We start from the raw sequence: 24,444 nt of genomic DNA on the forward strand, positions 1-24,444 counted from the left end.
GATGACCCCCGCCCAGAAACTGAGAACGGCCGCGTAAATTCTACGACCAAGTCCCCGCAGAAACGGGGGGATTACCGTCCCAGCGGTATCCGCGCTGGTAGGCAGGTATCCAGTACCGCGCAGGGGAACCGTCTTCATCAACGAGCAGCCTGTTTATCGATCTAAGTTCAATTGATGCACTTTCAGGCTGCATTCTGTCCTCGCTCAAATTACACGCCAGTCAATAAGAAAAATCTGCGCTCTCCCATCGGGTGTACCTGTAGTTTGGCGCAATGTCAGGTCCGCTTCCCAACCCTCAGAAAAGAGGGGCTTATAGATTGTCCCTGTGGTCATCCGATACTGGCGATATTTCCAGACCCAGGCAACAGGCCATGAAAGGGGGCAAATTATGTGATGTGCGTCCGCTTTTGCGCACTGCCGACCTTCATCCTCCGAAGATGCCGCGCCATGGACGAATGGCTGGTCTGGTGAAGCTGCACCGCGGCGACCGGCCGGGGACTGAGCGGCAGGTCTGGGCCGCTACCCATCACCTTTGATCCACACAGGGCGACGGGCCCCACTTGCTTGTTGTGCTTTTGGTTCACCGTCTCCGACGCGTGCCCAGAAGCCTGATTTGCGGGGATGCGCTGTCTTGAGCTTGGCAAGATAGGTTGCATGATCGACCATTCCGCCTGGCCGGATAGGGTCCGCTTCGCCCGCCAGCAGGCTGAGTTTCCCGAGGTATTTTGCGCCGTGCCCATAGGCCTTGGAGCGGGCACGGTCGAGGACGTTGTCTAGAAGGGCACGGTAGAGGATCGTTGCCGCCAGCGGATGATCGTGTTCCAGAAGGCCTGCGACTTTCGGCAGGACGTGCCAATCACCCCCATCCCAGCGGTGCGGGTGCGTGGCAATCAGTTTTGCCGCCAAATCAAGTCGTGGCCAATCGAGGAAAAATTGCAGCGCCGCCTCTGGTTCTGACTTTTCCAGCGCGAAGGCATGGGCGCGGTCTTCGGCCTCGATATCCTCGAAGTCCGGCAGCTGTTTGAGGTAATCCCGCAGAATGTCGGCGGACAGGCGCGCCTCGAAACAGCGCCAACGCAGGGCCTGCGCCGCCGACCTGTCGCCCGTGGCGTCCAGAATGCGCGCCTCCAGGCTGACCCGTTCCGGTGCCAGGCCATCATCGGCTTCGCCAAAAGTGCGCCGCCCGGGCTTGCACACCCAGTCCAGCGCCTCGGTATTGCGACCCGCCTCCAGCAGCTGCGTAGCGATTCCCAGCGTATCCTGCATATGCGGTTTCTTCTTGAGCTCCAGCGCGATGAGCAGATCGATATCCCCCCGCGCGGAGGCGAGGATCTGACGCATCCCGGCCCATTGCGAGGTCATCGAGTAAAACCAGCCATCCGATGTGCGCGCTGCTTCTTCGGTCTGCCGCTCGGCGATGACCTCTTTCAGATCGCCGTCCCATCGCGCCAAGCTGTCTTGCGGCAGCTGTGGCGCCACAGCCTCGGTCACGTCAACCAAATAGCCATGCGTGCTTTCGCCAAGGGCGGTCATGATCTTCTCGGGGAGCGCGTCGGCCGCAGGCACGGGCAGGCTGGCGGCCAGATCGCCGGTCGCATGGATCGCCTGATAATAGACATCCTGAACGCGGCCCGAAGAATCGTCGACGCGTTCGAACACCTGCTCATGGGTGGCGATGAAGCGTAGAAGCCGGTCTATGGCCAGCGCCGGGGCGCCAGGGCCAAGCTCGGATGTGATCGTATCGGTCAGGCTGCGCAGATCATCGGCAAAAGCGCGGGCCTTGTCCCATTCGATGAAACTCTTTGCCCGCGCCAGCCCGGACAGCCGCCGGTCGATCAGCTTGGCAATGGCTTCGGGGCCGGACTTCCCGGCCAGCGCTGCTTTGACCTGCCGCCGGAACCCGGCATTGCGCTCGGCCTCTTCCAGCACCAGCTGCGCGAGCTTGTCGGCACCGAGGTCTTTCAGCTTGTCAGTGGAGAGGGCAGGTTTGCGGGCCATGGGCAAGTCTCGGTTGGAAACAGTTGCCCCAATAAGTGCCTCGGCCAAGTTCGGGTGGCAAGTATTGGGTGCCCGCCTAGTGAAACGCTACAAGAAGATCCACTGGCCGCAATGCGAAAGCTGCGGAGCAGCATGCGAATAGAGCGACAGCGGCCGATCTGGGCCGTCACCGTCGTCCAAGCCGTCCCAATCTGGCCAGCTGCGCTAGCATTTTTGACCCCGAGTCTGCGGATCCTGTGCCTACTGCGGAACCCGTCTGCCCCATGCCTTGTCTCACGGGCATCTGCTGCACTCCGAAGAACTGCCGCGCCCTTAGGGCGGCGTATTCTGCGCCATTTGCCCCGCCAATCAGATAGCGATTGTAGGCCTGCTGGCTGCCCATCGCGGCGCGGGCAAAGCTGTAGCCGCCGCCGAGACCACCGGAGAGGGCGGGCATCATGATGTTTCCGGAGATCGCGCGGACGATGAAGGGCGTGGCAATGATGAAGCCCTTGGCCATGAGGACCATCATGAAGAAGGGGATGAGCGCGCCTATGTTTGAAGCCCCTTCCGGGTCGCCAAGCTCACCGATCAGAGCGGAAGAGACGCCAGTGATCGTTGCGAACACCCCTGCGACGACGATTGGGTAGAGTGCGAAGGAAACCAGTGCCGACAGCCAGCGTGCGAAGTAATCTTTGGTCACCTCGAAGAGGGTGAGGAAGATCATCACCGGCGCGATCCCGATTAGAAGTGCGATCATCAGGCGGGATGCCACAAGGATGAAGGCGGCCAGCCCGCCGAGTATCGAGAGCAAGAGGACCCCGACAATGTCGAGCATGGCTCCGGCCATCCAGCTCAGTTCTGATCCAGCTGCATTGAGGTAGTCGCCGAGTTCAGCGATCAATCGGTCGAATTCTTCCGCGAAGGTGCCAGAAGGGCCGGGAGTTCCACCACCGACCGAAGCCACGAGCGCCCCCGCAATGCTGTCGATCCCGGCCAGGATGGCGGAGGAGAGGGCGTTGAACTGCACCCAGTTGGTTGCAAATATCCCGATGAGCCCGATCTTGACCGCGAGCCAAAAGGCCGTGCGCCCGTCCATCGCCTTGTACTGGTAGATCATGTTCAGGAAGACGAGGATCACCACGAGTGTTGTTCCCAGTACCAGAAGTGTGCCCACCGTTGCCGCAACCGATCCGAACTGGGTTTCGGCGGCGGTGTCGAGATAGCCCTGGGAGGTTTCAACGAAATAGGTGACGACGCTCATAGCGGGGCTGCCTTACCAATTGCCTGCGGTTTCGCAGATGGCTTTAGCCTCAAGGCGAACGTCGTTGGCGCGCTGATTGTAGGCATCGGATGCTTCCAGCATTTTCCAGCGTTCGTCACTCGCGTGCTGCTTATGAAACTCCGCCTCGGCAGCGTCCCAAGACGGGAACCGGATTTCACAGTCACAGCTTTCGGTCTCGATGATGCGCTCGAGATTCTGGGCGCGGTAGATATCCTGGACCAAAACGCGTTGATAGGCTTGGCGCAGGGGTATTTCTTGCATCCAGTTGGGCTCAGCGGGACGGTCCGGACAGACGTCAAAGCTGCGATCGAGGGTCGGCACCATATTGCGCTCGGCGAAGGCAGGGACAGCCAGTAGGCTCACGGCCAGCGCGACTAGCGCAAGGGTTAGCCGCGCCGGCTTCATTCCGTGGCTCCGATGGTAGTGGTTTCGCGCTTCAGGAAAACTGTGTGGCCGACATTGGCGAATTCCGAGGAGCTGATCGACACTACCTCCCAGCCTTTCGCACCTTTGGCATTCAGGCTGGCCTGCATGTCGGCAAGGCTGGTCTTACGAGTCATGGGAAAGGACAGGATATCGTATTCAAAGGTCTTCATTTGGAAGCTCCGATCTGGTCTGCGCCGGGGAGGTAGAATTCGGTGATGCCGCGCTTGCCGTCGTGGCGACCGGCCTGGATGATCACATCGATGGAGTTCTCGATGTACTGGATCATGTCGGCATAGGTCATCGGGATCTCGGTCTTGAGCGCGGCGATCGCCAGACGCTGCACAGCAAGTTGCGGGGTTTCTGCATGTAGGGTGGTCATGGAGCCGCCATGGCCAGTGTTGATCGCCTCGAGGAAGGTCATGGCTTCCTTGCCGCGCACCTCGCCCAGGATGATCCGGTCGGGGCGCATGCGCAGCGTTGCGGTGAGTAGCACATCGGCGGTCTGGAAGTCCGCGTCACGGTTGGCGATGAGAGTTACGGCATTGGGCTGGGTCGGCAGAAGCTCGGCGGCTTCCTCGATGGTGATGATCCGTTCGTCAGCAGGCACATGAGAGAGGATCTTGCGCGCGGCGACGGTCTTGCCGGTGGAGGTGCCGCCAGAGACGATCATGTTAAGCTTGTTGTCGACGCAAAAGGCCAGCGCATCGTCGATGACGCCAGACGCCACGACCTCGCGCAATTCCCGGGTTTTCTCGAGGCGGAGTTCTTCGAGTTTGCGCTCCTTGCCAAAAAGGAAATCGAGTGCGATCCCGTCGAGCGGCATGCTCGAGAAGAACCGCAAGCTGATCGACATCGCCGACAGCACGGCAGGTGGTGTGATGACCTGCGCCCGGATCGGCCGCCCCTTGTAGGTGATCGAGACAGAGACGATGGGGCGGTCCTTGCTCATCGTGGTGTTGGCGGACGAGGCGATCCGGTTGCCGAGGTCTTTGACTTCGGTTGCGGTCAGACGCTGGTCCAGTTGCCGCATGAAATGATCGCCCTGGAATTCGCCCCAACAGGTCCCGTCGGGATTGATGCAGATCTCGATGACATCGTCGCGGGCGGCAGCATCGATCCGGTCAAGCGAGGTTTCGAGATAGCTCAGCGACATGGGCTCAGAATATCTCCAGATCGCGGTCGACCATCACCGTGACGCGGGCGCCCTGGTCGACATAGATGACCGGGCCGATGGAGAGGTAGTCGCCGATCACGCTGTCCGTGGCATCGGCAAGATCATCGCCCACGTCTTCCAGCACATCCGCCGCGGACTCGTCCTGAACATTTGCGGCGGCAGCACTTGGGGCTGCGGAGATCAGCGAAATCAGCGCTGCCGAGCCAAAGCGCTCATCAAAGCGCGTATCGACAAAGCCGGTCACACCTGAGCGACCCAACTCATCACCCCCGAAGGAGCTGATCTGGACGGTCTGATTATCGGGCAGGATGATCCGGTCCCATGCGATGGTGACGCGGCGCTGCGCGATATCAACGCCCGAACGATACCGCCCGATGAGGCGGAATCCACGCGGGATCAAGAGCCGAGAATCGTCGAAACTGAACACATCGTCGGAAACAACGGCCCGGGTCTGGCCGGGCAGGGAGCTGTCGAGCGCGGTTTCCATGACGGCCTGGATCATCGTGCCCTGGATGATCGTGTTGGACGGGTTGGCGATGACCTCGGCTTGCGTCACCGACGTGGGCAGCGCGCCGTTTAGCACGAAATCCGTCACCTCGCCAAAGGTGCGTTCGGTCAGAGCCGTCTCATTCGCGCCGGAGGTGCCGCCAAAGGCGATTGTGGGCGAGGTGATCCGGCGCTCCTGAAACGCGCGCTCTTCGGCCGCGCGGCGTTCGAGTTCCGCGAGCCGTCTTGCTTCTTCCTCTCGGCGCAGCCGCTCTTCTTCCCGCGCCCGCAACTCGTCCTCGGTGGGCCCGATGGGTGCGGGGAGGGGGCGGCTGGCTTCCAGCTGGGCCAGCTCGAGATCCATGCGGAGTTGCTCCAATTCCCGATCACGTGCGGTGAGCTCATCGCGAAACTGCTGCTGCGCGGCTTCCGAGGCGGACTGCAGGGCGGCGATTTGCGCTGTCAGCGCATCAATGGCTTCGGCGGCTGCGGTATCTTCTTTAACCACCGGTTCGGGCGCGTTGCGCAATTCCTCGACCTGGGCCTGAAGGGCTGCAAGCTGTGCCAGAAGCTCGGCATTTGGTTCGACAGGTTCCGGTGCGACCAGAACCACTTCGGGCTCGGGTGGGGGAAGGGTTTCGATGGCACCGAACCCGTCGCCTTCGTTCTGGAACACGTCCGGCGTGGCGGTGGGTAGGGCTTCCTCTTCCTCGGGTTGGGAGAGAAGAAACAGCAATGCACCGCCCGCGCCGATCACAAGGACGACGACCAAAGCGAGCAGCGGTGCGCGTCGTGGGGCAGGTGGCGAGCTCGCGCCTTTGCCTTGTTCGAGGGCAGCGAGGCGCTTTTCGAGGTCCGCCTTTCCGGTATCGCTCATGATCTCACCCCCGCAGGCGGCGTCGCCTCGATACAGACCACCTCCTCCCCGATCCGCATCACCCATTGCCGGTTCACCCCCGAGACCCGGATCACGCCATCCTCGGTGGCTTGCGTATTGACCGTCCGTTCGCGGCCACTGGCGTAGCGGAAGATCGCGGGCACCGGCGCATTCCGCGGGAATTCGAAATACGTGAAGGTTCCGTCATCCCAGACGCGGGTCGGGGTGAAGTCGGTGCGCGCGCTGGCCCCATAATTGTAGTTGGGGGCTTGGGCGGCGATGGCGCGCGTGGGCCGCGCATTGTCTTCGGGGTAGCGGAACTGCACCACGTAGAAGGTTGGGCTGCGGGATTCCTGGACGTTGAAATAGTAGCTCCGCCGGTTCGTATAGACGGTCACATTGGTATGGACGCCGCGTGCGACGGGCTTGATCGCGAAGGCCTGACCGCCCGGCACGCCGTCAATCTCGAAGCCTTCCGTATCGCCAGCGATAATCGAGCGGATGCTCTCACCCTCTCCAAACTCGACCGTGGTCACATGGGTGAGCGACACGCTGAGGCGGTAGACCTGACCCTCCTGGTAGGTGGCCAAGCGCACCCGGCTATCGTTGGGACCGCCACGCGGGATGGCTTCGGCTAAGGCGAGGCCGGGCAGCAGCACAAGCACAATTGTTACGAGGGCCTTCTTAAGCAAACTAATTCTCCAATCTGTCGGAGCGGATGGAATATTCGAGAACCGTGAAGCCGAAGGGGTTGGTCCAGACCTCATCTATGGAGCGGCGGGTCTCGAGGCGGAACTCGAAGAGAAGCGTGGCGGTGAAGAGGCCTGTCTGGACACCATTGAGGGATGTCAGGCGCTTGCGCAGGCGCACGGTGGCGCGGTTTGTGCCGATCCGGTTGATGCTGAGGATTTCGACATCAAGCCTGGCATTGGGGCCATAGACCGTCGGGGGATAATTCTCGTTGGCGCTGTTCCAGATCTGGCGCAGCCCGCTCTCGGCAGCTCCGTCCGAGCGGCGCAGGACGCTGCGGATGCGCAGATCGTTGTCTAGCTGGTTGTAGACCTCCCGGTCGGTCACATAGCGGAAGACTTCCGCCTCGATGATCGCCTGGTTGGCGGTCACCGAGGAGGCGCCCACCGAGGCTTCGGGGAGTGCAAAGCCGGTGGCGGGATCATAGGGCACGACCACAGGCGGCGGATCGACATCGAGAATTGCGACAGTCGCCGCGCTCAGGCATCCGAGAATGCCGAAGATGAGCCCGATGAGCCCAAGGCGCTGCCAGAGCCGTTCGCGGCGCAGCGCACCATAGACCAGCTCTTCTTCGATGATTTCTTGTTCACTCGCCACCTGTCACAACCCTTGATCAGTCTGCCCGCAACTCGGGCAGCGTGAAGTCCATAAACTGCTGCTCCTCGGCGATGGTTGCGGCATCGATCACGCCGCCTGTGCCGTCGCCCACGGTCTGCACCGCTTCGAGCTGCCACATGGCGACGAGCGCAATTGCCAGCTCCGCCGTCACCCGCGTGTTGAGGTCGATGCTTTCCTTGAGTTCGTCCATGTCGTCGATGAGACCGACCAGCCTGTCGGCGAGTTCCAGCGATTGGCCTGCGTCTTCATAACTGTTCTGGGCAGCTGCCGAGACGAGCGCGCCGGTCGTCGCTTGCGTCGCCACGCGGTTGGCCCCGGGATTGCCGCTGGTGGCCATTTTCGAGAGGGTGTCGTCGTCAAACCCTAGATCGGCCAGCACCCGGTCCATCTGGGTTTCAATCTCGCCTGCGCCAGAACCGGAGAGCCCCGAGAAATCGCCAGTCTTTATCGCCTCAATCGTGGCGAGGATGTCGCCGAACTCTTGGTCGAGCAGGCCGTTCAACTCGTCTTCCATTTCCGTGCGAATGATTTCCGGCAGTTCGGCAAGGCGGGTGAGCGCTTCATAGGTTCTTTGCAGCTCCGCGAGTTGGTCCGTGAGTGTCGCAAGCTGTTCGCGGAGCTGCGTCAGCTGCTCGTTTTGCAGAATCTCGTCTTCGATCATCTGCCGGAGCTGCTGGATGTCTTGCGCGATGTTCTGGGTGTCGACGACAGGCACGCCTTGCGCGAGGGCAGGGGATAGCATGCAAAGATGCAGGCCAATCCCAAGCGTAGTGGCCAAGGCCGTCCTCATGAGTGAATGTCCCATCAGTCTATCTCCCTGATCGTGAATTCCATGAAGGCGCCCTCGGCCATGCGGGCGCTGGCCAGTGCCAATTCCTCGGCCGAAAGCACGCGGGTCCGCGCGGCTTGAAGACGAATACGCGCGGCGACGAGACGCACGAGTTCGGCGCGGGCATAGGTGTTGAGCGCAACGCTTTCCTGCACGTTTTCCGTCGCGGAAATCCGCTCGACGATGTCCGCAATACGCAAGGCGGCCTGTCGGATCGCGGCGGGCGAGTTATTGCCATAATAGGCCGCGCCATGCCCGGTGATCGAGAGGTTGGCATTGGCCAGTAACGCGGGATCGATGGTTCCGAGCGCTTCGATCCCGCCGATGCGGCTCAGGTAGAGATTGTAGCGTTCGGGGATGACATGGACGTAGTGCTGAGTCTCGGCAAAGGGCGGCACGCCCCCATATTCAAAGACCCGGCCGGGGCCGGCATTATAGGCCGCGAGCGCGTTGATGATGTTGCCATCGAAGGTGTTGAGTTGGGTCGCGAGATACCGCGCGCCGCCATGCACCTGCAGGTAGGGGCTGTCGTAATATTCCGGGTTGATACCAAGATCGCTGGCGGTCCCGGGCATGATCTGGGTGAGGCCGAAGGCGCCGACGGGCGAGCGGGCGCCGATGGTGAAGCGGCTTTCCTGCCAGATGAGCGCCTGAAGAAGCGCGCGCCATTGAACCGGGGAGAGGCCGGCGCGCCCTACGCCCGCAAAGCCGCTGGTTTCCTGGGCGACGCGGATGATGAGCTGCTCGATGTTTTCTGCCGCATCCCCGAACATCTGTGCGCCGCCGGGATTGGGGTCGATGTCGGCATTGCCGTAGACCGCCGCCACCGAGCGGTCGGGATCGCCGCTACCGCTCTCCAGACCTGAGACCATGGCCGGCAAGCCCTGACCACCGAAGCTTGTCTGGGCATCGAGGATGCGCTGCAGGGTTTCGAGTTGCTCCCGTTCGATCTCGGCAATGAGCTCGCGCACGGACAGCTTGTCTGCCTGAATGGCCAAGTCGGCCTCGCGGTCGCCTGTTTCGACGATATCGCGCGCGGTCAGCCCGCTGTCATTGGTCGGCACACCTTGAGACGAGGCCAGACCGGGCAGCAGGCAAAGCGCCACGATATGAGGCAGGCTAGACTTCAATGTCGCCCTCCGGCGCGCCAAGGGGCGTGAAGGTGCAATCAGGCGCGACGGGGGCAGTCGAGGCCAGGAAGGTTAAGCAATTGGCCTGCGGTTCCTGGTACTGGGCGCAGGAGGCCAGCGCGCCGAGCGCGGCGAAAAGCAACAAAATGCGTGTCATGAAAGCCTCCAAAAGTCCGGGCGGTCGCGGTAATCGGCACCGACGAGCGCCTCGCCTTTCTCCATGCCGCCGAGGATGGTGAGATTGGGCCCGAGGGCGCTCAGATCGGCATCAATGACGATCGAGCCCTGGTCGTCGCGGATGAGGGCCAAGCGGCTGTCGCTGCCGGTGTTGAGAAGCACGTCGAGTTCCTTCTCATAGAGGTTCAGCATCGCGTAGTCGGCCGCATGGGCGCGGATGTTCGGAAGCAGGATTTGCGTCGGCACCGCCTCGACAATGGTCTTGCCGGTTCGGGTGCGCTCGAGCTGGCTGGCGTATTGCGTCATCATCACAGCGACGGTGTTCTGTTTGCGTGCGGTCACGAGCCAGTTCGAGAGCCGCTCGGCGAAATATGCGTTGTCGAGCGCCTTCCAGGCCTCGTCGATGACGATGATGGTGGGGCGGCGGTCCTCGATCTCGCGCTCGACCCGGCGGAAGAGATAGGAGAGGACCGCCATCCGCTCCTTCTCGGCCTCGCTGTCGAGAATGCCGGTGAGATCGAAGCCGACCACATCCCCCTCGAGTGAGAAGGTGTCTTCCAGGGTCTGGCCAAAGATCCAGCCGTAGCGGCCCTCTTCGGTCCACTCGAGCAGGCGCTGGTGCAGATCGCCGCCATCATCGGTGGACACAAAAAGAGATGCGAAGTCGCGCCAGTTTCGCAAGGCTGGGTTCGTGGCCTGCGCATTCTGGCGTACGACCTCCTGAATGCGATTTGTTTGCGCGGGCGTCAGCGGCTTGTCGGCACGATAGAGTAGGGTGGCGAGCCAGTCCGAGAGCCAGGCGGTGCCGCGCGCATCGGTCTCGGTCCAGAGCGGGTTGAGGCCCGTGGGTTGGCCGGCTTTGAGCGATGCGTAGCGCCCGCCGTTGGCGCGGACCGCCATCTCCATACCAAGACGGTAGTCGAAGACGAAGATCCGTGCCCCTGCGCGACGGGCTTGCGTCATGAGAAAAGCCGAGAGGACCGACTTGCCTGACCCGGGTCGTCCCATGATCAGCGTATGCCCGCTGGTCGGTTCTTTGTCGGGCGAGCCTTGCTCGTGATAGGAAAACCTATAGGCGCTCTGCTCGGGCGTGGGCAGGTAGGTGATGACGCGGCCCCAAGGGGTTTTCTCGGCCGGTTTGCCGAGCTGGGTCCGATGAAACGCCGCGAAATCCGCGAAGTTGCGATTGGTGATCGCACTGGCACGCACGCGTTTGGGTTGGTTGCCGGGATGATGGCTCAGATAATGGGCTTTGGCCGCGACTCGCTCGCCGATCATCTCCACGCCTTCGGCGGCGGCCGCGTTGACGATTTCCGCGCTAAGGGTCTGCAATTCGTCCAGCGTGTCGCAGAAGATTGTCACGACCATGTGGTGCTCGCCAAAGCTCTGGCGCTTGGCCTCGAGATCATCTGCGGCGATATCGAGCGCTTCCATCAGCGAGAGCGCCGCATCTTGGCTGGCCTGCATCTGACGCTTTTGCCGCTTGATGCGGCCCGCCATGAGGTTGGAATTGATCGGTGTGAAGGAATGGGTGACAATCATGTCGACCGGCAGGTTCAGCATGTCGAACATGGTGCAGGAGGTGGCTTCGGAATATTCCCCGATTGTGAAGCTTTTGCCGAAGCGATGCCCAACGACTCCTTCGGAGAGCTCGAAGTGATCGCCTTGAAACGTCACTCGCGTGTTGGCGACGTTGAAGGACAGGAAGCCATAGGTGTTCGCCGGATAGAGCGGCAGTTCCTGGCCAGTGTTGAGAGCCCCCAGAAAGCCGATCAACTCGCCGGACTTGGCCGAAAGCACACGTGGGTTCAGCTCGCTCAAGCCTGACACGAACACACTCACGGCCTCGCCAAGACGACGCAGACGCCTCTCGGTTGCTTCCTTCAATCGGTCCGGCGCGCTTCGGTTCAGGAAGGGCAGGACGCTTTTCGGAGGCGGGCGATGAATAACGGTGAGCGTCAGGGTTTTGTCGCGCAACCCGCTGGTTTCGAGTTTTGCACGCCAGAGCCGGTCCACCTCGCCCGCGAAACTTTCCTCGCGCACCGGCTCGAGGTCCGGCGTGATTGCCTTGGAGACCTTGTGGACGTAGTAGCTGAACTCCGGCCCCAGCTGCGCGATGATCCGGGCGAAGAGTGCGGTCACCTTGTCGAGATAGGCATCATCCGTCGTGTAGCTGTTGACACCATCCAGCCGGATGCATTGGAAAAGCTCATTGACCCGCGTCCGCACGGTGTGGTCATTGACCAGGCTGACATAGGGCAGCATATGCGCGAGGCGGGTCTCGCGTGCATACCAGTCGGGCGTCATCGTGCGGGGATCGAGTGCTTCGTCCAGGGCTTCACGGGGCATAGCTGTCCCCACCATGGATGGAGCGGTTCCGCGTGGGCGGTGTCTCTTGCAACGCCGTCATCATCACGTCGATGAACCGCGGATCCCAATCCGCGGCCTTCCACAGCACGGGATAGAGCAAGGCGGCCACGCCCAGCACCACGACGTGCTGGACCCAGACGAACAAGAGCGCCGAGCCGAAGAGCCAGACCATCGCGTACATGATGGGCAGGCCCAGAAGCTTGGGCGGGCGCACGAGGCCGAGAAAGAGAGGTGAGCGCTCAGCCACCGGCAAAGACCGCAGCAACGATTGTGGGGGCGGCGGCAACACCGGCGATCCCGACAAGCACCCAAAGCGCCTGGCGAAGATCGATGATGTTGAAGAACCAGCTCAAGAAAACGCCGAGTACGGCAAGCGTCGCGATGACGACGCCAAGCGGGCCGGTCAGCGCATCGACGATGCCCTGCAACAGGCTCTGGATCGGGGAGAGGTCAATGCTTTGCGCGAGCGCGGGTTCTGCGATGACAAGGAAAAGCGCCAGTGAGGCGGCAAAGAGGTTTGAAATCTGTCTCATGAATTTGATCCTTCCAATCGGGCCACGACGGCCATGACGCGGGCTACGTGGTTCTGGGTTTCTCTGTAGGGGGGAATGCCGCCGTATTGGCGGACCGCGTCTGGTCCGGCGTTGTAGGCTGCGAGGGCAAAACGCGGATCGCCGAAGGTTTCCAGCATCATCGCGAGGTAGCGGGCGGAGCCGTCGAGGTTCTGAAGTGGATCGCGCGGGTCAACGCCGAGATCGCGGGCTGTGGCGGGCATCAGCTGGCCAAGACCGATTGCGCCCGCGCTTGAGATCGCGTCCTGCCGGTAGGCGCTTTCCACCTCGATATTGGCGCGATAGAGGGTCAGCCAATCCGTGACGGACAGCCCCGCGCGGCGAAGACCGGGATGGCTGACATAGCGGAGGGCTGTTGCCTCGATGGCCGAGAGAACGTCTGCGCGGGGCAAAGGCGTTGGGCTGGCAAGGGCTGCAAAACGCAGCGCGTCAGGTTCTGTAGCTGTTTCAGCCTCACCGAAGATCTCCAGCCCATCGGCCGCAGATCCTTGGCCGACGCCGTCATTGTAGTTGCGGGCAAAGCTGTTCTGGGATCGGGACGGTGTCAGGGAGCCATCGCTCTCCATAACAAGCACCATTTGTGCCGATGCAGGCGCCGCCAGTGGGGCGAGAAGGAGAAGGCTAGTCGCTACCGCCTTTGTCGCTGGCCGTGAGCTTGTGCGCGGTCCGCTGGCCTTCTTCAAGCGGCACATCGGCATGGGAGAAGCCGATACCGATGAGGAAGGACACCACGCCCGTGATGGTTTTGAACTCGCGGATCTTGATGTCGTTATACGTGGTGCGAGTGCGGGCGGTGACCAGGAGCTTTTCGACGCCTTCGTCAGAGACGGCACGCATGATCCAGACCCCATAGTAGCTGGGGCCCTTCTTGTGTGCCGACTCCTGGCACAGGATTTCAGCGCTATAGCCACTTTCCACGAGTTCGCGGAAACGTGCTTCCGTAACCACATTTGGTGCTTCGATGTCCCAGTTCATGGCCTGGCTCACGCTTTCTCAAAGACGCAACGCCCGGGCATTCCCACTTGAAGCCCAGAGTTGCGATAGTATACTATTAACCGCAAGATATAATACGGCAGATACGGCTGTATCTCGGTTACTCAAAATCTAGGCACGGTCATTGGTGTCTATCAAGGAAAATAGGGGTTTCAGAAACCTGCGGTTGAGCCGATGGGTGGGCATGCAGTCTGTAGCACTGCTTTTGCTCGTTCCGGTTGCAAGCCAGGCGGAAACCTGTTTCGCCCCGTCCCGGCCCTTCGTGCCAAGCGATTCGCAAGCGGCCAGGGACTATGCTGACATCATCCGCCAAGACTTCGAGGCCTACATCTCGGGCATTCAGGACTACTTCCGGTGCCTTGAGTTGGAGCGTGCACGGGCCTTCGAGGAAGCCCGCGAAGTCAGTCAGGACTACGGTCGGTTTCTGGAGCTGGTGGGGGATTGATGGGCGATTGGGCGTGCACCAGGCTTGCAGCCCTTGGAAACCAGACGCCGATAACACCCTCAAATATCTACTTTTTAGATAACAGATTTCATCCGCTAGCGACGTCACAAAAGGTATGTGACGCGTGGCGAAAACAATCAGAAGCAAGGGACAAGTGGCACTTTGTCAGGCGTTGGTCGACGCCCGTGTCAAAGCGGGCCTTGGTCAGAAAGACCTTGCAGACAGACTCAGATGCCACCAGTCCCTTATTGCCCGTCTTGAGAGCGGCCAGCGCCGGGTCGACGTTGTCGAGCTGGTCGTTCTGGCGCGTGCCATCGGCTTTGACCCGTTCGAGGTTCTGGCGATCGTCGAAGCCGCCACGGAGCCCGACCATAGAATTTGACAGCAAAGAAATTTTGGGACGTGCACGCTTCGTGCGTCCCCATGTGAAGTGAGCTGCTCAACAAAGAGCAGTTAGCCAACATCCACCTCGTGCGGCCTGCGGCGCGAGTGAGCGCCTTATGACACCATACCGCAAATACAGCGCCACAGTGCAGGAAGTCAGTAAGCAGTGAACAATGATAACGGTGAAGGCGTCGCGATCGCCAATCTGATCGGGACCGATGGGTGCAGCATTGTTGGTTGGGTTTATCGCTGGACTGCAGGCTCGCATGCGGTGATGTGGGACGTCCACGGGCCCCAGCCGGTGTCGGAAATCCGGCCGGACCTGACCCCGGAACAGAAGCAGGAAATCGACTTCGATGCGCTCAAGCGGATCGGAAGAAGCGACAGCAACTAGGCTTCTCAACTAGTCGCCAGCGAGTAATGGTGGAAAGGGTGCGATAGCACACCGGACGTTGGAGCTGACGGCAGCGAAAGCCTCGAAAGAGCCCATGTGACCGATGCCGCGTGATGAGCCGATGGCGGCTTTGCGCAGATAGTGACATTTGCAAAGTGGTTGTTTTGACCAGTTGAGCGGCGGTCCCCCGCTGCACGAGCATTGAAAGGAGCAGACCTTCGCCGCAGGTGCAGCTGACAAACATCATCGAACGGAAGGGATGCGGGACAAACCCGCCTTACGCAAATTAGGTTTGAATGTCCGATATCCAATGGGTAGTTTGTTCAGCGAAGTCTGTAATTTGTGGTTGCCAGTCAATTGCTGATTGCAATTTTCGCGCCGACATTTGCTGATCGAGGGTCGGGCCTTTCGCCCACGCACCGTTCTCTTTCACAGCCTCATCCACTGTGCGGATCATAGGTTCAGTTGGAGACCCGTAGGCTTCAGAGATGACGGAAGCGATCCTGCCTACCGTGACACCCTCCTCAGAAACGGCGTTAAAGAAGCCCACAAGATCGGAGCGTTCCACGAGGTCGCAATAGACTCGGGCCAAATCGGAGCTTTCGATAAGGGGCCAGCGTGTCGCCTTACTCCCCCAGATTTCAGTTCTTTGACCATTCTTCGCGGCAGACAAGAAGCGATAGAACACTCCGCCGTCACGCATGTCATAAACCATCGCCGGATGGACAACCGCCGTGCGCAGCTGAGGCGCGTCAAGGAGCATCTGGGCATGCGCAACCATCCAAGAAAACGCGGGCAGAGGATTAAATGGTCGGTCTTCCGTTGCAATCTCGTCGCCAGTTTCACCGTAGAGCCAGCATCCCCCAGTATAGATCAGGCGGGTCGGGTCGCTGCGAGTTGCCGCCGCCTGCGTCAAGGCTTTCATCGCCTTGGCGTCCACATCTCCCATATCTTCACCAAACGTCGCGGCAGCCTGAATGATCGCGTCGGATGAAACAGCCGCATCTGCCCAACTGTCCGGTTCTGTAAGATTGCCTCTGAAAGGTGTCGCACCAGCGGAGATGAGTAGTTCATCAGACTTCTCCGAGCGGCTTAAAGCCAAGACTTGATGGTTTCGGCTCACCAGTTCCGCGACGACAGCAGTTCCGATTGTACCTGTGCCACCCAAGATAAATACCTGCATGAATCGCACTCCATTTTGAGACAAATCCCACGCCTACAACCTCAACCTAGGTTGATATCAAGCACTAATTCTACACAAACGGACTTTCGCGTGCCCCGCAACATCGATCACCCTGGGCTCACACCGGACTTGCGGCGCGGTGGCGGTGGGATCGCAGCGAATCCGCACCACATCCAAGCCGCCAGATGACACAGTCCAGCCCAATCAAGACATCCATGCAAGGTGCAGCGAAGGCTCTGCTGCAGTCGCGAAAGGCTTACCGAGAGCGGACCTTCAAGTCTGCTCAGTTGCCTCAGGCGATGCTGCGCCCGGCTTCAAGGTTAGCGAAGCGCAGGTTTCCGACTTTGCAACGTTGCGACAAAGTTTCAGTTCGCCAGCCATCTGAAGCTGACTTGCGATGGCACGGCTATGATTAGCGGACGGTCGACGCCGCAACAGGAGCACGTTGATGGTTGTGCTTCAAGACAACATCTGGGTTCCAGTCGCGTGAGCTGAGGCGAATGTTCCAAGCCAATCTAGAATCGCCAAGTCACTCTCAGACCTCCGCCGACTTCCTCGCCGTGCGTGTTTTTTGTGTAGACGACTCCGGCGGATGCATCCACTGAATGGCTGTCCATTATTGCGAGGCCGAGGCCCAAAGACAGGGCGTCTGCGCCACGGTGCGTTCCTATGAATGATTGCGTTATGCCCGGCGTGGGGGCAAGTGCCGCAGTGATGTTGTGGACTTGCTGATCTGATGCGAGAAAGTCATGTTCATATCTTATGAACGCCAGGGGCGCGAGGCCTGCTCCTGATGTTGGTCCTGCCAGGTTGAGCCCGACACTTGCGACCAAACTCTCCGTTTGTGCATCTTGGATACGAAGGGCAGTAGCCCCAGCGCCATTTTCAGCAAAACCATCCTGTTCGTAGTGCGTGTAGCCAAGGCCAAACTCAGGTGCGAGATGCCAGTCTGCAATCGGCGCTAGTCCCCGGTATTCGGCTCTGAAGCCAGCCGATATTGATCGGCTATCAAATGTAGCTTGGTGCTTTTCCGACGCGCCCGCCAAAATAGCTTCTCTGCTCCCCTCTGTCTTGCCCCAAGATACACCTGCCATACCGGTGAACGACCAATCTGACCACTCGTGATTTCCGTACAGACCGACATGATATGCATCGGTGTCAACACTGACAGACGACGCAAATTCATGGGAGCCAAACGAATAAGCCCCGTATCCTGCGTAAGCTCCGATCGTTGTCTGCCCCTCTCTAGCCAAATCCATTCCTAAGACAAACTGGCTTAAGTTGTAGTCGAAACCGTTAAGGTATCGGTCTGGATCGACGGAACCCTGCATCACTCCGGCATCCAGCCAAATCCTTCTGCCGTCGCTCAGTGTTTCTGAAGACCTTCCGTCGCCGTACCCGCGCCCCATGGCGTTTGAGAGTACCATATTGCGCAGATGATCACTGTGCTCCAGTGCCACCGTCATGTAGGAGGCGTATGCTTCTGGATGCAGTGTGGTGACAGTTGAAAGCGTGCCGTGCGACAAGGTACCGCCACCGTTTGTCGCCAGGTTGCCAAACCCCGCCGTGTTAGGGTTACCGGTTGCCGGATCCAGCGGCACGACCACAGAAGTTGTCGACACGTGGGTTCCGGAAGGTTCAGTGGTGGTTGTGGTGATGACTTGCGTTGCCCCGCCCCCGATTGTGTCCAACGGAACGGACACAGTTTCTTCCGATACCGTTGTTCCATCAGGTTCGGTCACAACAGTGGTGATTTCCTGAGTAACCGCGCCGGTATTCGGGTCAATCTGAACGGTTTGTGTGATCGTGGTTACGTTTGATGTCTCCGGTTCTACAACTGTCCAGACGCTCGGATCGGTGCCGACCGGATCTGGAAGTACTGAAACCATAATGGCCTGCGTGTTCGATGTGTTTGGTTCAACTAAAACAGTATTTGTGAACTGAGGTGTGTAGCCTGTCGCGATCTGTGGATGGTTCGTCAGTCCGACATCGTGAAACGCAATTTCAACGCGCCCGTCGACCACCGGATCATTGACAATGGTATAGATGAGACTTGCAGGCAGATCGGATCCGGCTGTCGAAAGATCGGCAGCGGTTGGTGTTAGGGGCGCGGCATCAAATCCCTGTAGGTGCGTGGTGAGGGCACTGCTCGAATTGGCTGTCGCAACTGTATAGCGGCCATTCACACCTCCGCCGATATAGTCGGCAGCAGTTGCGCTGGTATCCACTGCGTGTGGGACAAAGAGCAGCGTGTCATACCCACTAAGGCTTGCCTGTGAGTCATTGCCTACGTTTGTTACAAGCTGCCCCGCATATCTGGTGCTCCCAGGAATACATGCGCCAGCCGATAGTAGGCATTCACCGTCAGGGCTGATGCCAATTTCGACCCGATTTCGACCGGAAAAGGAAAGATGGTTAGCGTTGATAACAGTCGCGCGCAAGCCAGCAGACACGCCAGGCCCAACACTTTTAGCTCCCATGACATCGATGACTGCGTCCGTGAAATCGGCAGTATTAATACCATTGTTCACCGTGTATGATCCTAGGACGCCGTTCGTCCGTAGAGTGCCGTTTGAAACGACGAGTCCCTCAAGCTGCTGGAAGCGAGAACTCCGCTCCTGGAAGATACCCCCGTTGGTGATGGCGATACTCTCGATGGCATCTTGCTGAGCGTTGTTGGTCACCATATCATTCCAGTCAAGCGTTCCGCCATCAATTGAAACAGCATTCACATTGAGACCCCGACCAAGAGTTGGTGCCACGTCCCCCACGAAGCGGGTAGTTCCCGCACCGATTTCAAGCATCAATTCGTCCGGAGCGGCATCGTTCCCCCTGATGGATGTCTGAGGTCCATTCAAAGTGATCAGGTTGTCGCCTGAGAATGAAATACGGCTGCTTCCGGTATCCCGCTCCCTTATGGTCAAGGTCGCACCATTCTTGAGGCTTATGTCCCCGTCAATGACCTCTGGAGCCGTCAGCAAGAGTTCGGTGTTGATCCCGTCAAGTTCGATCAATCCGCCGGTGACAGAGGTTCGTTGCAACTGCGTGGTATCATTCTGAAGCAGGCTGAGGACTGAATTGTTGACGAGGCTCAGGCTGCCACCGCTGGCAATATTCAGGTTTCCCTCGATGCGCGTTGACAGTTCTGTTCCAGTGAATTCAAGCGACGCCCCGTCATCGACCGAGACCGTGACCCTCTCGGCGAAATTGGGCTGAGAACCTAAAGAGAGCGTGTTTGAACCTGCCTCGGCCCGGATAAAGGGCACCGACCCAGTCGGCCCCGCCATCAGGAACTGCGTTGCCCCGATCAAACTGTTTTGGCTGAACGCCAGGGTCGCATTGTTGAGGGTCAGACCACCTCCTTGGGAGCCATTTGCAGCGGACCCAAGTATGAAATACTCGATTGCACCAGTCTCGAGAACGTTGGTGTTTTTCGTGCCCGGCAACACCATTAAGTTCGTGTTTTCCAAAATGAGCCGGTCAAACTGTAGCGTTACGTCGATGTGCTCATCGATTCCAGAGTTGCCAAATGGCAATGCGGTTGCAGTGACGTCCGTTTGGGCGCCATCCGTGCGTGTGGAACCGATGAAAACGTTGCGCCAGCTTTGGGTCATAAAGTCTGGGAACCTCACATCCGCCGAGAATCGAAGGCGTGGCTCAACATTCGAACCCGCGATCCAATCGGCGTCCCAAACAAGCCCGTCATACGCGCCGGTAAGCTGCGTGATGTAAATATTGGTGGGGCTTGGGCTGTTGTTCAGGATTGGGTTGTTGGACAGGGTTTCGGCGCACCCGAAACTCAAACCAGCCTCACTTACAGATGAGCAATACCCTTGAGCCAAAACAGACCGCGGCCCGCCGACAAAGATAACAAACAACGCAACACCGAAACGGTATCTACCTTTTAACACTACACAACTCCCGAACGAAAAGGGCGTAGCTCGGACCTTGCCTGTGACTGAGTTAACAACGCCCTAAGATTGTCCCCAATAGGCCGGCGTTCGACAAGCGTTGTATTGGGGTCTGAAGACAGAACTGACGGTCCTGAGATCAGGGCCTGAACACTGCTGGCAGTAGCTGTGAGACCTGCATTCTGCGAAATTCCATGTCTTGATAAATGTCTGCTCGCCGGCAGGACTTAGGAACAGTGCAGCCGGAGCGTAGTGACTGCCCCACCTTCCATGAAAGGTCGAGTTGGGCTGGCGGGCGTACTCTGGCAGATTGAATGTGGTGCGGATACGTTGCAACCTTGCAGCCGCACCGCCGCAAGTCGGCTTGGAGCCCAAACCTACCTTCCATTGTCGAACTCATGGTTGTATGAAACTCTTATGATTGGCCGCCTCTTAACCAAGCTATTTGGTTCCAACTCCCGGAAAACTTTCCAATTTCAGCCTCGTTGGAAGGAAGGGCTGGTCGTGACAGGCCCTGGGGGATCATTCGTACTCGAACTTCCGATGGGCGTATATTCTGCGTATCTTCCAACTCAAACGGCCTGGGAAACGACGGCTCCAGATTGGGCAAGAGACCTTTGGCCGCTGCTGAAGAGTGAACTGGAAGACTGGTGCGTTAGAAACAAGGCTGAGTTTCACATCGATGAGACTGCGACAGTGCTCGTGGTGTAATAGCCAAGGTCGGCTTTGTCCGCGCCTCTACCGTTCAACCCTGATTGTAGGCTGCACTTGCGGCGAACGTCAGCTCCTGCGGGTGGTACCGCAGCAAAAAGCTGCGGCGGATCTAGTCAAATTACAGTGTTTGCAAATGGCGCTCTCTGCGCTTCGCCGCCCCTAGAGCAGACCGCAGCATAAGCCAGGGCCGCCACCGCCTGCTGAACGGCGGCTTTCGGGAAAGCTCTCGCGCTTGCAGCAGCGCCTTCGCTCCACCCTGCATGAATGTCGTGATTGGGCTGGCTGGCGTCATCTGGCAGCTTGAATTTGGTGCGGATCCGCTGCAGTCTTGCAGCCGCACCGCCGCAAGTCGGCTTTGAGCCCACTTTGTCAAATGCTGCAGGCTGGATAAATGGCAGCTTGGCATTGCCGACTGTGCGGCTTAACCTACACGTATTGATCATCTTAGAAGATGAAGCTCCCGTGTGACGCAACAGGTCATGTCAGGGAGTGTCCTTCTTCAGTAAAACTGGGGAGGACCTGTCTTTGAAACACACACTACAAATTCGTTTTGTTCCGGGGCGCTATGCTGTTTCTCGACTTGCGGTCGATGCGGATGTTCCCGATTGGTTGAACGGACCGGGCTTTAAAGCGGTTATCAACTCCGATGACGAAACAACCTTAGTCTGCCTAGAAGATCGCGTTCCCGCTGATGTGGAAACAGAAAGAGGTTGGGCCTGCCTTCGCACGATTGGTCCGTTCCCGTTTGCTGCTGCTAGAATTGTCCAATCCCTTATCGAACCTCTTTCAGCCAATGGCATCGGTGTTTTTGTCGTCTGCACTTACGACGGCGAGCACGTACTAATATCTGCCTCAGATGCCGATAAAACAGTGCGGTGTCTGGAAGCGGCGGGGCATATTTGCAGCGGGTAGTGCCCAACACATTGGCTCCAAACGAAATGAGAGGATTGAGAGAAATAATGCAAACCGGATTAACTGGAAGCTGTCTATGCGGACAGGTAACTTACGGCACGGATTCTGAGCCGCTTTGGATCACCATTTGCCATTGCCGATTCTGTCAACGCGCCACGGGTTCGGATCGTATGATCCAACCAGTTTTTGAGAAGCAAGATTTCAGCTTCGGCGGCACCAGCCCGGCGGTCTATGCACAAACGTCAGAGGGAAGCGGCAAGGAGATCAACGTACACTTCTGTTCGCATTGCGGAACCAAACTGGCGCTGACATTTGAACGGTGGCCGGACAAGATTGGTCTATATATCGGAACGTTGGATGATCCCTCCGCGATCAAAGTTGGGCCTGAGAACAGCAAGCACATCTTCGTATCTGAAGCTCCTTCCGGGACGATTCTGCCGCCAAAAGTGAAGATCTTTGATCGCCACGCTGCGGAGAATGATGGCACGCCCATCGAGCCAACCGTCCATGCAAAGCCGGTCGCCACCTAGTGAAAACAGTCGTTCGCGCAGCCGCAGCGAACGACTTCAAAGTCTCGCTCTCCGGACCTTGGTGCCGACAGCAGCGAACGGCCAGTATTTGAGTAATCTCAGCACGCTCAGATTTTCGCAGTTTGGTGGCACCGCTGTCATTTTCAGCGCTAGTAGTTCACCTGTTCAAAGCCGTAGTCGCCCTCATAGTCACGCCAATCGACGAAGACAGATCTGTGGTAGATGCCGGGGCAATTCTGGCCCCAGCGTTCAAGTCCCACATGGGCCTCGGGCAGGGCAGTTATGGAAGATCGTTGCCATGAGAAATCGCCTTGGGTCCCGTAAGTGCCGAGGACCACGGTCGCGCTGCGATTGCAGTCACCGTCACGACCTGATTCATGCTGCCGCGCATAGCGAACATCAAAGACGCGGATGGACCGCACGAAGCTGAACTCAGGTCCGCTTATATCGATGTCCGCGCGATCTTGCACGAGCTGGAGGACCCAGTCGGCTGGAACGAGATCGTAGACTGGCGGGGATTGGAGCGGTCGACGGTTGTCGGGCCGGTACAAAACATCAAAGATGCGCTCAGCGTTGTTTGATGGCCGATCACTCTCATAGGAGGCACCCATGGGACAGCGCCAGATTTGCAGCGGCGGTTCCACCGGCCAGGGCGTAATCCGCCGGATGAATTCGGCGCGAGCCCGGGCGCATGGTACCGAAGCCGGCCAACCGCCAGACAGACACAAGAGGATCGCGCAGTCGATCGGGTATGTCTGCGCGCGGGCGGGTGCCGACAGCGAAAGACCTGTCACGGTCAAAGCGACTGCGACCGAGGGGAGGAGCTTCTTGACTGAATGGCGCATGCTGGGAAACTTCCGTGACAGGAGTCCAGCATACATACATACGTAAGTATACTATTGCAACACTAAGCATAACGACGTATAATGAAGTTTATGTTAATTTTGAGACGTCTCAATCAACGCGTTATTCATGGCTTGCGAGCCCGCCGTACTCGCCCCGCACTTGCACGTAAGGTCTCATCCAACCGCTCGGCGGTGCGGTCTGAGCCTTGCGCTTTTGTGCGATTTGAGCCAACGCAGATGGGTATGTTACCACCCAACGGTTCCGCGTTGCGTGATCGCCTTGGATAGCGCGCTGTACCAGGATCCGAACCGCACCGGGTGTGCCGGCGGCTGAACTCAGTTCGTTGCGCGGCAATGTCCTCAGTTTCCAGAGCGGCGGCGGCGAAACGCTGCGTTGAGCAATAAGGCCGGCGGTGTCATGCAGCCGTCGGGTCCCGACCGAAAGGAACAACATTGCAGATGGCCTCCAACACAACGTCCTCCACCCTGGCTCTGCGACTTCGGCGGATCGGTGATCACTTGATCGAAGGCGCGCCCGCGCCGATGCGCCTGGCCCTGGCCACGACCCTGGCGGCTTTTGCACCGGCCATCGCCACCGCGTTCCTTGCCCCGCATCTGACGGCGGTCCCGTTTCTTGGGGCGCTTGCGACGATCACCGGAATCCGCGGGTCCGGCTTTCGCGTGGCGAGCTTGGCGCTGCTGGTCGGCGGAGGCGCTGTCATTCTGGTGCAGCTGTTCAGCGACTGGGCGCCGATGCTGGCCGCCCTGCTGGCGCTGGCCGCGGCGATCTTTGGCCGTTTCGGCCACGCGCGCCCGATGATGGTCGTCTGCGTCACCTGGTCGGTCTTTACCGGCCAGATCATTCCCACGAACGAACCGGCGCTGGTGTTGGCGTGCTACTGGGGCGGGGCGCTTTTCGCGATGGCGGTGGCGTGGCTGTCGCATGCCGCCTACAGCTTTACGGCGGAAGGAGACCGGTCGCACGCCCATGCGCTGGTGCTGGGGGTCCTCTTCGCCAGCGGGTTCGCCTTTGCAACATGGTTCGGGCGCCATTATTTCAGCGAGCTTGGCGCCCACGGATATTTCTTTCCCCTGGCCTTTGCGTTCCTGTGTCTGCCGCCACATTCGCAGTTCTTTGGCAACACGATCAAGCGTTGCATCGGCACGGTCCTGGGCTGGCTTGTGTCCATCGGTCTGCTGGCGCTGTCGCTGCCCACCTGGGCCAGCATTGTGCTTGGCCTGAGCTGTTATGTCATGTTCCAATGGCTGATTTCGTGGTCAAAGCTGGTTTCGATGGCCGTGATGACCATTGCAATCATCCTTCTGATCGGGGTGTTTGCACCCGGTCAGCCCATCGCAACCGAGCGGCTCGATGCGGTGCTGGCAGCGGCGGCGATGGCATTTGTGCTGGCGTTTGTGGCGGTGGTCGTCTTGCGCGCGATCTCTCCCAAGGCCTTGGCGG

25 protein-coding genes are annotated in these 24,444 nt (G+C 59.3%); 6 read left to right on the top strand and 19 right to left on the bottom strand.

The window, feature by feature from the left end:
• Window positions 1-519: 519 nt before the first annotated feature.
• From HCZ87_RS12045 to HCZ87_RS12120, 16 genes are all read right to left on the bottom strand, one after another.
• Entirely contained in the window at window positions 520-1,998 is a 1,479-nt protein-coding gene (locus HCZ87_RS12045) for a DUF6880 family protein (protein WP_167644003.1), read from the bottom strand.
• A 166-nt stretch (window positions 1,999-2,164) separates the two neighbouring features.
• On the bottom strand, window positions 2,165-3,241 hold the full coding sequence (locus tag HCZ87_RS12050; RefSeq protein ID WP_167644004.1) for a type IV secretion system protein: 1,077 nt from the start codon (window positions 3,239-3,241) through the stop codon (window positions 2,165-2,167).
• A gap of 12 nt (window positions 3,242-3,253) precedes the next feature.
• Window positions 3,254-3,667, bottom strand: coding sequence for a hypothetical protein (locus HCZ87_RS12055; protein ID WP_167644005.1), 414 nt, complete (start codon window positions 3,665-3,667; stop codon window positions 3,254-3,256).
• The gene (locus tag HCZ87_RS12060) at window positions 3,664-3,858 is read right to left on the bottom strand and encodes a hypothetical protein (RefSeq protein ID WP_167644006.1); all 195 of its coding nucleotides are present in this window, start codon (window positions 3,856-3,858) and stop codon (window positions 3,664-3,666) included. The genes HCZ87_RS12055 and HCZ87_RS12060 overlap by 4 nt, the downstream gene beginning before the upstream one ends.
• Complete coding sequence (locus HCZ87_RS12065; protein ID WP_167644007.1) at window positions 3,855-4,841, bottom strand: ATPase, T2SS/T4P/T4SS family; 987 nt, start codon at window positions 4,839-4,841, stop codon at window positions 3,855-3,857. The genes HCZ87_RS12060 and HCZ87_RS12065 overlap by 4 nt, the downstream gene beginning before the upstream one ends.
• 4 nt (window positions 4,842-4,845) lie before the next feature.
• Window positions 4,846-6,225 (bottom strand): TrbI/VirB10 family protein, encoded by a 1,380-nt coding sequence (locus HCZ87_RS12070; RefSeq protein ID WP_167644008.1) that lies wholly within the window; start codon window positions 6,223-6,225, stop codon window positions 4,846-4,848.
• Entirely contained in the window at window positions 6,222-6,917 is a 696-nt protein-coding gene (locus tag HCZ87_RS12075; protein WP_167644009.1) for a TrbG/VirB9 family P-type conjugative transfer protein, read from the bottom strand. Before HCZ87_RS12075 ends, HCZ87_RS12070 begins: the two co-directional genes overlap by 4 nt.
• Window position 6,918: 1 nt before the next feature.
• Window positions 6,919-7,572: a type IV secretion system protein gene (locus HCZ87_RS12080; protein ID WP_167644010.1), complete on the bottom strand. Its 654-nt coding sequence runs from the start codon at window positions 7,570-7,572 to the stop codon at window positions 6,919-6,921.
• Between the two features lie 16 nt (window positions 7,573-7,588).
• Entirely contained in the window at window positions 7,589-8,398 is an 810-nt protein-coding gene (locus HCZ87_RS12085; RefSeq protein WP_167644011.1) for a type IV secretion system protein, read from the bottom strand.
• Window positions 8,398-9,552 (bottom strand): lytic transglycosylase domain-containing protein, encoded by a 1,155-nt coding sequence (locus tag HCZ87_RS12090; protein ID WP_175582247.1) that lies wholly within the window; start codon window positions 9,550-9,552, stop codon window positions 8,398-8,400. The genes HCZ87_RS12085 and HCZ87_RS12090 overlap by 1 nt, the downstream gene beginning before the upstream one ends.
• Window positions 9,542-9,709 carry a hypothetical protein gene (locus tag HCZ87_RS12095; RefSeq protein ID WP_167644012.1) on the bottom strand — a complete coding sequence of 56 codons (168 nt, stop codon included), beginning with the start codon at window positions 9,707-9,709 and terminating at the stop codon, window positions 9,542-9,544. Before HCZ87_RS12095 ends, HCZ87_RS12090 begins: the two co-directional genes overlap by 11 nt.
• Window positions 9,706-12,078, bottom strand: coding sequence for a type IV secretion system DNA-binding domain-containing protein (locus HCZ87_RS12100; protein WP_167644013.1), 2,373 nt, complete (start codon window positions 12,076-12,078; stop codon window positions 9,706-9,708). The genes HCZ87_RS12095 and HCZ87_RS12100 overlap by 4 nt, the downstream gene beginning before the upstream one ends.
• Window positions 12,068-12,346 carry a VirB3 family type IV secretion system protein gene (locus HCZ87_RS12105; RefSeq protein WP_167644014.1) on the bottom strand — a complete coding sequence of 93 codons (279 nt, stop codon included), beginning with the start codon at window positions 12,344-12,346 and terminating at the stop codon, window positions 12,068-12,070. The genes HCZ87_RS12100 and HCZ87_RS12105 overlap by 11 nt, the downstream gene beginning before the upstream one ends.
• On the bottom strand, window positions 12,339-12,632 hold the full coding sequence (locus HCZ87_RS12110) for a TrbC/VirB2 family protein (protein ID WP_167644015.1): 294 nt from the start codon (window positions 12,630-12,632) through the stop codon (window positions 12,339-12,341). Before HCZ87_RS12110 ends, HCZ87_RS12105 begins: the two co-directional genes overlap by 8 nt.
• Window positions 12,629-13,249, bottom strand: coding sequence for a lytic transglycosylase domain-containing protein (locus HCZ87_RS12115; protein WP_167644016.1), 621 nt, complete (start codon window positions 13,247-13,249; stop codon window positions 12,629-12,631). Before HCZ87_RS12115 ends, HCZ87_RS12110 begins: the two co-directional genes overlap by 4 nt.
• Before the next feature lie 43 nt (window positions 13,250-13,292).
• On the bottom strand, window positions 13,293-13,646 hold the full coding sequence (locus HCZ87_RS12120; RefSeq protein WP_167644017.1) for a hypothetical protein: 354 nt from the start codon (window positions 13,644-13,646) through the stop codon (window positions 13,293-13,295).
• A gap of 202 nt (window positions 13,647-13,848) precedes the next feature.
• Between HCZ87_RS12120 and HCZ87_RS12125 the strand changes: the two genes are divergently transcribed.
• From HCZ87_RS12125 to HCZ87_RS12135, 3 genes are all read left to right on the top strand, one after another.
• Window positions 13,849-14,109, top strand: a complete 261-nt coding sequence (locus HCZ87_RS12125; RefSeq protein ID WP_167644018.1) for a hypothetical protein — start codon at window positions 13,849-13,851, stop codon at window positions 14,107-14,109.
• 124 nt (window positions 14,110-14,233) lie between these two features.
• A complete protein-coding gene (locus tag HCZ87_RS12130) occupies window positions 14,234-14,491 on the top strand; it encodes a helix-turn-helix transcriptional regulator (protein WP_017470289.1) in 258 nt (85 codons plus the stop codon).
• A gap of 168 nt (window positions 14,492-14,659) precedes the next feature.
• Entirely contained in the window at window positions 14,660-14,887 is a 228-nt protein-coding gene (locus tag HCZ87_RS12135) for a hypothetical protein (protein WP_167644019.1), read from the top strand.
• Window positions 14,888-15,173: 286 nt separating this feature from the next.
• On the opposite strand, the gene HCZ87_RS12140 is transcribed toward HCZ87_RS12135, so the two are convergent.
• Window positions 15,174-16,070, bottom strand: a complete 897-nt coding sequence (locus HCZ87_RS12140; RefSeq protein WP_167644020.1) for an NAD-dependent epimerase/dehydratase family protein — start codon at window positions 16,068-16,070, stop codon at window positions 15,174-15,176.
• A 515-nt stretch (window positions 16,071-16,585) separates the two neighbouring features.
• Window positions 16,586-19,981 carry an autotransporter outer membrane beta-barrel domain-containing protein gene (locus HCZ87_RS21330; protein WP_167644021.1) on the bottom strand — a complete coding sequence of 1,132 codons (3,396 nt, stop codon included), beginning with the start codon at window positions 19,979-19,981 and terminating at the stop codon, window positions 16,586-16,588.
• Between the two features lie 1,239 nt (window positions 19,982-21,220).
• Between HCZ87_RS21330 and HCZ87_RS12150 the strand changes: the two genes are divergently transcribed.
• Window positions 21,221-21,607 carry an ACT domain-containing protein gene (locus HCZ87_RS12150; RefSeq protein ID WP_175582249.1) on the top strand — a complete coding sequence of 129 codons (387 nt, stop codon included), beginning with the start codon at window positions 21,221-21,223 and terminating at the stop codon, window positions 21,605-21,607.
• Between the two features lie 47 nt (window positions 21,608-21,654).
• On the top strand, window positions 21,655-22,137 hold the full coding sequence (locus tag HCZ87_RS12155) for a GFA family protein (RefSeq protein WP_167644022.1): 483 nt from the start codon (window positions 21,655-21,657) through the stop codon (window positions 22,135-22,137).
• Window positions 22,138-22,286: 149 nt separating this feature from the next.
• Here the strand turns inward: HCZ87_RS12155 and HCZ87_RS12160 are convergent, their stop codons facing one another.
• Complete coding sequence (locus HCZ87_RS12160; protein WP_254868626.1) at window positions 22,287-22,982, bottom strand: hypothetical protein; 696 nt, start codon at window positions 22,980-22,982, stop codon at window positions 22,287-22,289.
• Window positions 22,983-23,441: 459 nt separating this feature from the next.
• Between HCZ87_RS12160 and HCZ87_RS12165 the strand changes: the two genes are divergently transcribed.
• On the top strand, window positions 23,442-24,444 hold a 1,003-nt coding region (locus HCZ87_RS12165; protein ID WP_167644023.1), incomplete at its 3' end, for an FUSC family protein.

Origin of the sequence: Phaeobacter sp. HF9A, assembly GCF_011806385.1 — a bacterium.
Classification (GTDB): domain Bacteria; phylum Pseudomonadota; class Alphaproteobacteria; order Rhodobacterales; family Rhodobacteraceae; genus Epibacterium.